The 13,049-nt window shown below is 33.0% G+C and carries 7 protein-coding genes; 1 reads left to right on the top strand and 6 read right to left on the bottom strand.

Features of this window, described 5'->3' with window-relative positions; genetic code table 11:
• Positions 1-77: 77 nt before the first annotated feature.
• The 6 genes from QZ659_RS04865 to QZ659_RS04890 all read right to left on the bottom strand — a co-directional run bounded on the left by QZ659_RS04865 (position 78) and on the right by QZ659_RS04890 (position 11,846).
• A complete protein-coding gene (locus QZ659_RS04865; RefSeq protein WP_291722719.1) occupies positions 78-689 on the bottom strand; it encodes an alpha-ketoglutarate-dependent dioxygenase AlkB in 612 nt (203 codons plus the stop codon).
• 18 nt (positions 690-707) lie between these two features.
• The gene (locus QZ659_RS04870; protein ID WP_291722723.1) at positions 708-3,746 is read right to left on the bottom strand and encodes an SbcC/MukB-like Walker B domain-containing protein; all 3,039 of its coding nucleotides are present in this window, start codon (positions 3,744-3,746) and stop codon (positions 708-710) included.
• 76 nt (positions 3,747-3,822) lie between these two features.
• Complete coding sequence (locus QZ659_RS04875; protein WP_291722726.1) at positions 3,823-4,794, bottom strand: hypothetical protein; 972 nt, start codon at positions 4,792-4,794, stop codon at positions 3,823-3,825.
• Positions 4,795-4,816: 22 nt separating this feature from the next.
• Positions 4,817-5,116 (bottom strand): ribosome hibernation-promoting factor, HPF/YfiA family, encoded by a 300-nt coding sequence (gene hpf / locus QZ659_RS04880; RefSeq protein WP_291722729.1) that lies wholly within the window; start codon positions 5,114-5,116, stop codon positions 4,817-4,819.
• Between the two features lie 183 nt (positions 5,117-5,299).
• Entirely contained in the window at positions 5,300-7,681 is a 2,382-nt protein-coding gene (locus tag QZ659_RS04885; protein ID WP_291722733.1) for an ATP-binding protein, read from the bottom strand.
• A 256-nt stretch (positions 7,682-7,937) separates the two neighbouring features.
• Positions 7,938-11,846, bottom strand: coding sequence for a response regulator (locus tag QZ659_RS04890; RefSeq protein ID WP_291722736.1), 3,909 nt, complete (start codon positions 11,844-11,846; stop codon positions 7,938-7,940).
• 404 nt (positions 11,847-12,250) lie between these two features.
• On the opposite strand from QZ659_RS04890, the gene cdaA reads away from it, so the two are divergent.
• On the top strand, positions 12,251-13,048 hold the full coding sequence (gene cdaA, locus QZ659_RS04895; protein WP_291722740.1) for a diadenylate cyclase CdaA: 798 nt from the start codon (positions 12,251-12,253) through the stop codon (positions 13,046-13,048).
• The last annotated feature ends 1 nt before the right edge of the window (position 13,049 follow it).

The raw sequence follows: 13,049 nt of genomic DNA on the forward strand, positions 1-13,049 counted from the left end.
TAGCTAATCCGAAAAAATATGGGACAAGATAAGGATGGAATCTTGCGCTAGAAAACCATTCTTAAACAAGTTCTACGTTATTTATAAGCTCTTAGTGTAACAGAAATTCTTCGTTTTTTGTATTTCTGAAAATGGGGAACTTCATGGGTATAATTTTGATTTGTTTCCCACGGTATCACCAATACATCGCCGTCTTTTACTTCATAGTCTTGATATCCTTGTCCTCCATAAGGTCTTAGTCTAAAAATTCTTTCCTCTCCAAGTGAAACCGTTACAATCGGACTTCCTTCTTCCAATCCTTTTATTGAATCCCTATGTTTTCCAATATAGTGTTGATTCTTGCCCTCATACCAGTTTAGCAGCAGACCATTTAATCGCTCATCAATATTTTCTTGACACCACATCAGATATTTTTCATCTATTCTATCTAAAGGTAAGGCATTGTTTTTTGAGCCTGTATATTCATAGTTCTTTCCATACGCTTGTTGCCACCTTGGTGTTTTTATCTTTTTTCCATGAATTACCACTTCATGAAATTCTGCAGGATGCTCGTTCCATAATATATCAAATTCTGTTTCATTCAACTTAAATATCTCAACTTGATAATACATCAAGATATAATGCTCTTCATCCAAGTATATTTTTTTATACTTCGAAGAGTTATTTTGAAAAAAAACTAATTGTTTCATGTCTATATCTTTTTTTCCTTACCCAGCTATAAATTTAATAAGACTCCCTTCAGTCTGATTTTTCTGAATATGCAGATGCGTTCGGATTTCTTGTTGCAGACTTTCTACGTGTGAAATAATACCAACAACTTTGTTTTCTTTTTGCAGACTTTGCAGCGTAGAGAGGACGATTTGAAGCGAATCATTATCTAAAGAGCCAAAACCTTCATCTATGAAAAAGAACTCTTGCTGTTTTCGCATGCTTTCCGAAAGTGCGAGCGCAACGCACAATGAGGCTTGAAAAAGCTGTCCTCCTGAAAGCGTTTTGATAGCTCTAGTTTTGCCCTCACTTAAAAAATCTCTAATCTCAAATTCGTTGTTTTCATTCAAAATAAGTTCTAAAGAATGATGTGTAAGCTCTCTAAAACGGATGTTTGCCAAATTGCACAAATTCCTCAAATATTCTGTGGATGCAAAATCCACAAAACCACCACTTCCTCCCTTAAAAAGCTTGGTAAGCGTTTGTAAATTGTCTTGGCGTTGCAAGAGTTTAGATTGCTTTTGCTCTAGCTTTTCTTTTTCTATTGTATCTTTTTCGGCTTTTTTGATGTCTTGCAGGATGAGTGTTTGCTGTGAGCTATCTTGTTTTTGTTTGGCTGTAAGGTCTTTAATTTCCTTCACTACTTTTTCAAACGAATCGCTTTCATAACTTTTTCCTTCAGTTTGTTTTTCTAGTTTTTCGTATTCGGTCTGTGTGGTTTTTAGATTAGTAAAAAAGGTTGTAATTTCTTTTCGCTCATTATCTGTATCGATGTTTTGCTTCAAAATAGCTTCAATATCTGCTTGAGTTCGCTGTTTCTGTGCTATTTGGTTTAGTTTTTCTAATTTTCCCTCAATTTGTTTTTGGTTATTTTCTACTTCTTCATTTAGGCTAGAGAATTGAGAATGTATAGATTTTAGTGTTCCTTCTAACTCACTTTTTTGGTGGAAAAACTGCTTTTCTTGTTCTTGATTTTTCAAAAATGCTTGCTCTGTTTTTTCTGCATTTTGCTTTATTTCTACAATAACTTTTTCTAATGCTGAAACTAAAAAATCGGCATACGTTTGACTTACCTTTTCAGAGTTTCGTTCCAGTTCTTTTATCTGTCCTGTCTGTGAAGCATATTCTTGTTTTATTTTTTCGATTCCTGTTTTGTATTTTTCTATCTCTGCTATTATTTTTTCGGCTTCTTGTTCGGATGTTATTAGATTTTTTTCAGCGTTTTTGATTTGATTTTGAATGTCTTTTTGCTGTTTCTGAATTTTCAAGATTTCATTTTTAGATAAATTTTTCCACTCTTCTAAAAATAGTTTTTGATGATTTTCAAACTCTGCTTTGGCTGTGGCTTGCTTCTGCATTTGCTTTTCCAAAGCCTGTTTTTTTTCTGCAATTTTTTCTACAAAACGAGTGAGTTCTACTTCCTGTTTTTGTAATGTTTTAAGGTCTTGTTCAGTTTCTTTTTTCTGTTGTTTGAGAGATTTTAAGTTACTATCAATATTTTTTACGTCCAAAATATTGGGGTGCGATTCCGAACCACACACAGGACAAGGCTTTCCATCTTCCAACGAATGCACAGCTTGATGAAGTCCTTTTTGCATCGTTAGTTTTTCGATTTCTTGACTAATTTTTTCTAGCTTTTGCGTTATTTCGTTTTCAGAAAGTTGTAGTTTATTTTTTTCAATATCTGATTTTTCAGTTTCTAGTTTTGTTATTTCTGCTTTTGTAAGTTCTACTTCTGTATGTGTTTCTGACTGATTTTTTGAAAATGTTTCATTTTTATCTAGCCAAATAAACGCATTTTGTAAATTTTCCGTATCAATAATCTGACTTTTAAACTCTGCAATTTTTTCTTTTTCTTTACTAATTTCTGCTTTAATTTCTTTTGATTTTTCTTCTGTTTTGGCAATTATTTCTGTTCCTTTTTGTATTCTATCACTGTTTGTTTTTATTTTTTCTTGTGCCTCTTTGAGTTTGATAAGTTGAGAGATAGGTTCTATTTGCTCTAGTTTTTTTGAAATCTCTTCTTTTTGAATAACAATTTCCTTTTGCTGCTCAACGGCTTTATCATAGCTTTTTGTAGCTTTTTGAAGATTATTTTGAGTTTCTTTTTGTTGCTCTATGGTTGAGTGTAGATTTGTATGCAGTCGTTTTTGGTCTTTCAAATCATCTTCAAACTCATTTTTTATTAAAATAAACTGATTCAGATTTGCTTCTCTTTGTTTTATAGTTTCTTCTTTGGCTTGTAGTTTTTGAAGTTCATTGAGTTTGCTATTTTTCTCCTCAAAAATAGTTTTGATAATTTCTAACTGACTTTTCTGTTCATTTTTCTGATGAATTTGTATTTCTTGTTCTTCTATGAGTTTTGTCAGAGTAGCTAACTCTTGCTTTTTTATTGTGATAAAATCATCTGTCAAGTACTCAAATTGATGGGAAATAATATTTTCATTGAGTTCAATTTGACTTTTGGTTTCTTTGAGCAAACTACGTGTAGATTCGCCCAAATCATATTCTTGCAACGAAAAAATATCTTTTATCATGTCTATCCGTGCAGCAGGCTTGAGTTGTAAAAACTCAGCAAACTGTCCTTGTGGAATAATAACAGTTCGCTTGAAATTATCATAAGAAAGACCAATGGCTTTTTCTACTTCTTCAAATTCTATGGTTTGCCACTCTTTTCCTACTTTTTTAGCTGCTCTTCGATTGTAATTCGTTACAGTATCAAATTTTTTAGAGTTTCGTTTGGCTATAAATTCACATACAAAATGCTCTTTTTCTTTTCCTGCTAAAAACTCAAAACTAATTTCGACGACATCACTGTCCAAATTCATCATATTGTAGTACCTGTTGTCGCCACTAATATTGAGTTTGTCTGTCTTTCCAAAAACAGCAAAGGTTATGGCTTCCAAAATACTAGATTTTCCACTGCCCACCTTACCAAAAATACCGAAAATACCAGCTTCTGAAAGTGTATCAAACTTAATAGTATGCTTTTTTTTGTAGGAATACAGACCGTTGATAGAAAGTGAAATAGGAAACATAGAAACAAATTTTGATGTATGATTTTAGATTGAAATCTAACTTTTACTTTGCAAATCAAATAATTTTAATAATTAGTTATTCTGTCTTTTCTAAGTTTATTTTTACTGTAGAAGTAAAATTCACTTTCATATTACCAAAATTCATGTTGATAGCTCCATTTCCTTGGCTTGTTTGGCTTCCTTGTTTTTGTAAATCATCTGCTCTCATTTTGATATTCAAAACTATCTCTCCTTCTGTAAAATAGCCTTTTTCTATGTCAAAAATATATTCTCCTTTGCCTTTTATTTCTGGCTTTTCGTCTTCTGCTATTTTATTTTCTAGTGTCATATCTTCGTATTTGTCTATCAGAATATCATTTTCTAAGGTGTATAAATTTTTGTTGATAGATTTGAGTTTGAGCGTTTGGAAACCTGTCATGATAATTTTCCCATTAGAGGTAGGTACAGGCATTTGAGCTTCTATTTTGACAGATTCTCCAACTTTTAAATCTTTAGTTGGAATAGGTAAAATTCCTGTGTGAAATAGTTTCATCTCTTCGCTTATCTCTCCGTCTATTGTTCCATCAGGATTTAACCCTTTTACAGACATATCCGTAACCTTGCTTTTGTCTGTTTTCATATTTTGTAGTAGCACCTCGCCCATTTCTCCCATATCCATATCTTCTAAAGTCAAATCAGCTTTGCCATCTTTTGTAGGAGTAACAATTAATTTTCCTGTGGCTGTATTGCTAATTCCAAAGGCTGAAAAAATGCCTCCTATCGGACTAATTTTTGTCTTTTGAGTAAAATTATAGGTCAGTTTGTCAAAATTTTGAAACTTCCATAGAATGGCTTGCTCACTTTCAGCATCTGAACAACTTGTAGAAAATAGAGCTAAAAAAATGATGCTACTAAAAAAGAATAAAATAGTATGATTATGTATTGGCTTTTTCATTGTGATGATGATATTTTTTCGATGAATAAATCCGTAATGTAAAGATAAAAAAAGCCTTTCAAAATAGCTGTATAAGTTATTCTGAAAGGCTTCTGATGTATCTGTATTAATCAACTAAGATAAGTTTAAGTTGAGATTAATACGTACTTGACTTTTCTTTAAATTTCTTTATTTGGCGACGCAGTGCCTCTACTGTATTGTCAGTAGCTGCTTCGAAAGTCTCATCTGCTTCTTTTGCAAAAAGTGTAGTTCCGGGTACGTTCAGACGAATTTCGATGACTTTTTCTTTTTTAGGGTCTCCTTTTTCCGAACGAACATATACTTCTCCATTAAGAATGCCATCGTAGAAAGTTTCTAATTTATCTACTTTTGTTTGAATAAATTCGCTTAGTGTTTCACTTCTGTCATTATCGACATAATACATTTCTAACTTCATAAAAATTGAGGTTAAGGTTAAAAAAATGAAATATTATATTTTAATTTCTTCAATAATTGTAAAATATGTGTAACTCTCGCTCGCCTTGCCTTATCTTCTATTTCAATCTACACAAATCGTAGAATAAAAACAAGAATGTATCTATAAAGTTTGATATTTTTTTTCTTCATTTTTTGGTGTGGCTTACTTTTTTTTCATGGGTAGAGAAAACGAAAATATTGTTCCTTTTCCTTCCTCACTATCTACCCATATTTTTCCTCCATTTGTTTCGACAAATTCTTTACAGAGCTTCAAACCGATTCCAGTTCCTTTTTCTTTATGTGTACCAAGTGTTGTGAAATTTTCTTCTCTAAATATTTTGGTTCTACTGTCTTCAGGCATTCCTATACCTGTATCTGCTACACGTATAATCATAAAGTCATTGGCTGTTTCTTCTGATTTTATAAGAATGGTATCTGATTTACGGCAAAACTTTACAGCATTAGCAACTAGGTTTCGGATAATTAGGTCTATCATATTTTTATCTGCATATACCATAGTTTCTTTAGGTATATAATTCATAAATGATAAATCTTTATTGTTTAGTTCCTTATTGAAAAGATTTTCTTTATTTATAACTAATTTGTAAATGTCAAAGGTTTCTGGGTCGGCGTGCAGACCACTCATTTGGCTTTTTGCCCAATAGACCAAATTATTTAGTAAATCAGAGGTATAATTTACATTCTTGATGATTTCGGGCAGAAAATACTTTAATTCAGTTTCTGAAATTCCTCCTCTTTCAAATAAATCCAAAACGCCTTTCAACTGTGCAAACGGACTACGCAAATCGTGAGAAATTATAGAAAAGAGTTTATCTTTTGTATCGTTTAACTTTTGTAATTCTAGTTCTTTATTTTTTAGGTCACTTACATCAGTTACAAAAACCGTTATATATTTGAGCTTTTGGTTTTCATCAAATACAGGAAAATATTTGCCATAAGAGTGTATTGGTTCTCCAATAGGTAAGGCTAAATAATCTGTAAATTCTATTACATTGCCTTCCAATGCTTTATTGATGTAGTTTGTATGAATGTCTATTATATTTTTAGGAAGAACTTTAGTGTAGTGGCTGCCTTCTATCTGTGAAATGGGTAAGAAAAAATTATCTTCATACATTTTATTTGCTACTAAATAGTTACCTTTTTCATCTATCATAGCTACAAAAATGGGTAAATTATCTATAATACCTCTCAAAATCATTCGCTCCATATTGACAACCTCCAATTTGAGTTTGTTATTTTTACCTTCTTCTAGTTGCTTTTGATTATTGATAATTTGGTTTCTCATTTCTATCTCCTTCTCAGCCTTAGAGAGTAAATTCTGAACCACCCGTTTATTTTCTTTTCTAAGAATACGAATATGGTCGCTTAAAGCAATAGAGAAAAGCCAAATTTCCATTACCACTCCAAAATAAATTATATTTCTTGTATAGATAGAATAGAAAACAAACCCATTTATAACAGCAAGGTAGATGATTATAGAGACAAACATAAATGTCCAACCCAATACATAAAAAAGGGCTTGCTTTTTTCTTTTAAACGTAAGCCAGTAAGAAATAAAAAGAATAATAGCTGCATTTATACACAATACAATTTGAAATAAAAACTGTATTTTATAGGTCGGAACAAACAAATTGGCAAAACCTGTCAGTAAAATTAGTACCACACCTAATAACATTAGGTAATAAAAACGCCTATATTTCCTTAGTTCTAGATATTTTATTGTAATCAGACTTACTGATAGTTGTACAGGAGCAATCCAAGAAAGTGTATGTGTATATATCCATTGACGAACTTGAAAACTGTCAAAAGCCTCTACCCAAAACGGATGACTATTTATAAATGTAACTGCTAAACAAACTCCAAAGAGATACATCAAGTAATACAGATAAATAATCTTTCTCGTGGCAACACCTAGAAAACTATTAAATAGAAACATAAGAAGTAATGCCCCTACAAAACCTGCTGTGATATAGCCTGAAATATCTTTATCTTTTCCTAAGGCTTGTAATGAACCTACCAATAGTGGAACATCGATGCTTTGCCCTGTATGTATCCTAACATAAAAAGTTTTTACTGATTTATCTCCTGCTTTTTGCAAAGGCATCCAAAACTTGTTAGTGTCATACGGTTTATTTTTACGAGGTCTTAATACTCCTGTTTGGATGAGTTGGTAGTTTGTGTTGGTGGAGTCAGAAAAATAGAAGTCAATTTCCCATAAAAAAGTAGTATTGATAGCAAGCCAACTATCTACATCTGTATTGTTTTGAGTTGTAAAGACAAACCAAAAATCGCTATTGCTAGCTCTGTGTGTAAAAATAGAGGTATTATGCTTCTTAAATTTTCCAGCTTGGGCTAGTTGTTGTATTTCTTGGAAAGATAGTTTGTTTGTTGGGTCTTCTAAAAGTGAAACTTGTTCTCCAATATTGAGTAAGTCTGTGGCATGTTCCAATATAATCACATTATCCTCTCCAAAAGAAAGGGTAGTGATAAAAAAGAAACACCATACAAAAATAACTCTAAACATAAGCTGACAGAAAAAGCAACATGTAATTGTTAGGTTAAGGCTTTGTTTAAAACACCCTAATTATCTAAACAGTGCTAAAATATGAAGAAATTAGTAAAATAGTTGCTATATGAAATAAAATTTAGTTGTTTTTTTACCCTTCCCATATGAAAAAGAAAACATACAGAAATTGTTCCTATTTCTGTATGTTTTCTAAAGGTTGTCTAACTATTTTTTATCTTGATTTCATGTAGTATGTATTCATTCTAATTAAAGATTATACTTTCTGTTTCTGAATATGTTTTTTGATGAGTTTCATCAGAATGACATAGTCCACTGGCTTTGTCATATAATCATTTGCTCCAATTTCAAGACATTTTCTTCTATCTTCATCTAATGCTTTTGCTGTTACGGCAATAATGGGAAGGTTTTTCCACTTATCTTGTTTTCGGATATTTTCGATGGTTTCAAAACCATTCATTATTGGCATCATAATGTCCATCAATACCAAATCTACTGTTTCTTCCTCCAATATCTCTAAGGCTTCTTTACCATTGAAGGCTTCCAAGATATCGGCATCATGGTTTTCTAGTGCAGAAGTCATGACAAAAACATTTCGAATATCATCATCTACAATCAAGATACGTTTTCCTCTAAGGTCATCGCTACTTTCCTCATCAGCCTCTTCTGCTAAGTAGGACTCTAAACTCTTATTTACAATAGAATCAAAGTCGTCGCTATTTACAGCCTTAAAATGGTCGTTGCTATCATCTCTTTCTTCGAAAGCAGTAGTCGCTTTAGTATCTTCTTCTTCCGACTGAGCATTAACAGCACTCTTATCAGTATTTTTTTCTTTATTTATATTTGGATTTTGCTCATGAACTTGATGTAAAAATATTTTAGCTTTTTCTAAAAGTTCTGCATAGGCTTTTGGATGTTTGATAATTACACTTACCGAATAAAGTCGCATTTCTTCTTTTTCAGAAGCAGTAAGGTCTTTTCCAGTATAAATAATGACAGGAATATTGAGATTGTGTTCTTTTATGAATCTACAAAGCCCCATTCCAGTGCCTTTTTCTAGCTTCAAGTCAGCAATTACGATGTCATAATTTCCTGCTTCCAATTCTTGTTTGGCTGCCGTTTCGGTCGTAACTCCTTTACAAACCACGCCTTCTTTATCGAAGAGTTCTAACAAGTAATTTTGTTGAAACTCGTCATCTTCCACAATGAGCATTTGCTTTGTAGATTTGTGAGAAATTCCTGTAAGGCGCAACACTTCATCACGAACAGCTTTAGACTCAATCGGTTTTTGAAGATAGCCGACAGCTCCTTTTTCCAAGAGTTCAATATTTTTATCTCTTGCCGAAACAATCGTAATCGGAATATGACGATACTTTGGTTTTTCTTTAATTTGTTCTAAAAGTTCTGTGCCTGTAATATCTGGCAAACCTAAGTCTAAAAGAACTCCTAAAGGGTTAAAATATTCGATATCTTTCCAAAACTCTTCTCCAGTTGTGGCAATGACACTATTAAACCCAAGTCCACGACTAATTTCGACCAAACTATTAGCATAATCTACATTGTCTTCTACGATGAGAATAATATCATCACCTTCTTTTAATTTTTCTCTGTCATCTTCAACGGTAAGTTGGGCTACTCGTTTGAATTTGCGCTCGGCAGCTTTTTCTTTTACCACAGCTACATCGTCAGCATTTGAGCGAGTCTTAATTTTTGGCTTGCGTTTCTTGTCATACACAACATCTAGTCTGCGCTTCTTGGCATCTTCTTCACCAATATGATTTTCTATTGGCAGAAGCATATAAAATTCACTTCCTTTTCCGTGTTCGCTACTCAAATGAACTTCACCACCTAGCATACTGGTAAGTTCACGAGCAATAGAAAGCCCTAAACCAGTTCCACCAAATTCTCTTGAAACCGAACCATCAACTTGTTGGAAGGCTTCAAAAATAACCTTTTGCTTATTGGCTGGAATTCCGATTCCTGTATCGATAACTGATATTTTGATAGGTAATTTATCGTGGTTGCTCTTCGAAACACGCAGTGTAATGCTACCTTTTTTAGTAAACTTAAAGGCATTTGATAGAAAGTTTTTCAAAACTTGGCTGATTTTGTCTCGGTCGTTGAAAAGCTCAATACCTGCATTATCTTCTACAATGAAATCCAATTTCTTTTGGCGTGCCATTTCTTCAAACAATGGCTTCAAGTGTGACAAGAGTTCAGAAGTATGGAAGTGATAAATATTGACACTCATTTTTCCAGCCTCAATCTTAGAAATATCAAGAATGTCATTGATAAGATTTAATAAATCGTTGCCTGACTGATAGACAATACTACATTTTTGTACTTCTTTTTCTGACAAATTCTTAGAAGAATTTCGACGAAGCATATCAGAAAGCAAGATAATAGAATTGAGAGGTGTTCGGAGTTCGTGCGACATATTTGCCAAAAACTCTGATTTGTATTTGCTGGCTCTGCCTAGTTCTTCTGCTTTTTCTTCTAAATCAGTTTGAATAACAGTAAGTTGCTCATTACGGATTTGTAATTCTGTACGCTGTTTTTCTAACTGTTCTTGTTGTTGTTGAAGCTCTTCATTGGTTTGCTGAAGCTCTTCGGCTTGTTGTTGCATTTCCTCATTTTGTTGCTGCAACTCTTCAGATTGCTGCTGAACGTGCATTTGTTCTTCTTTCAAGAGTGCGTTTGCTTTTTCTATCTCTTTAGCTTTAGATTGAGCTTCTCTCTTGGCAGCCTGTGCTACTTCAAAAAGATTTTTGATGCGCTCACTTTGCAAAGCAGAATATAAGTGAGAAGAAATAAGTTCTGCCGAACTAGAAATAAGCTGTTTTTTGAGTTCTGTAAACGGCTCAAAACTAGCGAGTTCAATCACGCCACAAAGTTCATTTTCATAGAGAAGAGGAAACGTATAAGTAGAGGAAGGACTTTTACTAATTGTTCCTGTTGTGATATGTTGAGAATTATCTGGAATATTTTTGAGCATAATAGGTTTTTTCTCATAGGCTACTTGTCCTACGACTCCTTCTCCCAAATGATATTCGTGAGAAAGTCTATCTCTATCTGTGAAAGCATACGAACTATACAATTTGAGTGTTCTGTTTTCTTCATCATAAATATATAACACTGCACAACCTACTTGTAAAAACTCTCCTAAAAAACTAATACTTTTCTGCCCTACTTCTTTTGAAGTAAAATGTCCAGAAAGCAGTGTATTAAGTTTGTTCGAACCTTCTTTCAGATAATACTGGTTTCTCAAAGAGTATGTCATTTCATTGAGGGCAATACTCAAATCATCTTTATTTCCACGTACGTTGAGTTGTACATCATAATTTCCTTGTGAAATGGCATTTGCCTTATCTACAATTTGCTTCAGACTTTTTACAATTTCATTAAAACTTTGTCCTAACTTACCTATTTCATCATTTCTACCTCTAAGTCTAAATTCTACATTTTCTAAATCTCCTAAAGCAACTTGCTCTGCCTTTTCTTCTATAATTCTGATAGGACGACTGATTTGTCCTCTTATCCAAAACGGAATAATTAGCGTAATGATTAATACTAAGCCTCCAAAAATACCCAAGTAAGTAAAGGTTTTACGAACCACTCTTTCGTTGTCTGTCTGTACTTGGGCAGCTATTTCTTCTTTGGTTTCGATAAGATTATCTAAGGTGGCTTTTAATTCTTTAGATTGTCTATCTAGTTTTCCATAAATAAGCGCACTAGAACGCTGCAAATCTCCCTCATCTATGGCATATACCAAAGCTGCACGACGTAAATCTTTAAATTCTTTCAGAGAAGCTACAAACTTACTATACAGTTCAGTTTCTGCTTGTGATGTCATTTTCCCTTCCAGCTGTTCTGTCCATTTTTTTATTTTTTCCTCGTCTTCCTCTATATCTAGTCTAAACGTTTTACGTTGAGGTAGCGAATCAGACAAAATTACATCTCTTGTCTTGACAAGTGTCATAGGATAGGCTTCTGCAATGTGTGTAAGTAGGCGCAATCCTTCAAAATGCACTTCTGATATTTCATGAGAACGCTCACGTAAATCTTCTACATACTTCAATGTTAGGACAGACATCACCCCTACCATTATTGTAATGATGAGAAAACTTATTGTTATTTTGCTTGATAAACTATTCAACCATTTCATATACTATACAGACGTTTAATTTTTGCTTGTTGGGTAGGAGAAATAGAAAACAGATACTTTTAGGTATGATGATATTTATTTCAATCTTTAAATAAATCAATTCGGCTCAAATATCTTGCTTGTTTAGCCAAACAAAACCTTTTTTTCGACGAATACCAAATCAAAATCTGTTTATTTTTTATCCGAAAAATAATATAGCTTTTTCCCTTTTATTTTGCAAAAAATATTAATTCATAAATTCATTTAATCGTCGAAGTTCTGCCTTACTAACCATAACATCTTATTTATTTTACTTATTTTTGTTTTGGAGCAAATGAATTGAGTAGTCTGATTTTCATTTACCATTTATAATTTATCATTCATAATATAGGAACGACTTGTTTTTTTGTTTCAATATCGGTTTTTTGGAAGTCAAGTGGGTAGATATTTTTGATATTCTTCTTGTTGGTATCTTGATTTATAATTTCTATCAGCTTGTTAAGGGAACAGTAGCACTTCGTGTTTTTATTGGCTTTTTGTCGCTCTATTTTCTGTATCTGATTGTACAGGCAACTGAAATGGAACTCTTATCTTCTATTTTGGGACAATTTATGGGCGTAGGAGTAGTCGCTGCTGTGGTTTTGTTTCAAGACGAACTGCGTCGTTTTTTACTTTTAATAGGAAAAGCCCCAACCTTTAACTCCGAATTTTGGAATAAAATCTTTGGAAAAGATGATATAAATATACGATGGAATATTGATGCAATTGTAGATTCTACAAAAGATATGGCTCGCACAAGCACAGGCGCACTCATCGTAATTTCTCGCTTCGATGATATGGATAAATATGCTCAAACAGGCGATATTATTGATGCCAAGATTTCAAAACGCATTATCTCTTCTATTTTCTTCAAAAATAGTCCTTTACACGACGGAGCAGCAATTTTTTATAAAGGAAGAATTATGGCAGCTCGTTGCCGTTTGCCACTTTCTACCAACGAACAAATACCTGCTTCTTTAGGAATGCGCCACCGTGCTGCCATTGGAATGAGTGAGGGAACAAGTACGCTTATTTTGGTAGTTTCGGAAGAAACAGGACAAATTTCTATTGTCAAGAATGGAAAAATAAGCAAAAATCTTTCTCCCCAACAAACTCGTCAGATGCTTAACGAATATCTTTCTGCTGAGAAAAAAGAAATTGATGATGTGGCATTGCCGAGTTAGT

The organism is Bernardetia sp., from assembly GCF_020630935.1.
GTDB lineage: Bacteria > Bacteroidota > Bacteroidia > Cytophagales > Bernardetiaceae > Bernardetia.

Coding starts and splice junctions, on each gene's coding strand:
- hpf (WP_291722729.1), bottom strand. CDS start 5,116: ATGAAGTTAGAAATGTATTATGTCGATAATGACAGAAGTGAAACACTA.
- QZ659_RS04890 (WP_291722736.1), bottom strand. CDS start 11,846: ATGAAATGGTTGAATAGTTTATCAAGCAAAATAACAATAAGTTTTCTC.
- QZ659_RS04885 (WP_291722733.1), bottom strand. CDS start 7,681: ATGTTTAGAGTTATTTTTGTATGGTGTTTCTTTTTTATCACTACCCTT.
- QZ659_RS04865 (WP_291722719.1), bottom strand. CDS start 689: ATGAAACAATTAGTTTTTTTTCAAAATAACTCTTCGAAGTATAAAAAA.
- QZ659_RS04870 (WP_291722723.1), bottom strand. CDS start 3,746: ATGTTTCCTATTTCACTTTCTATCAACGGTCTGTATTCCTACAAAAAA.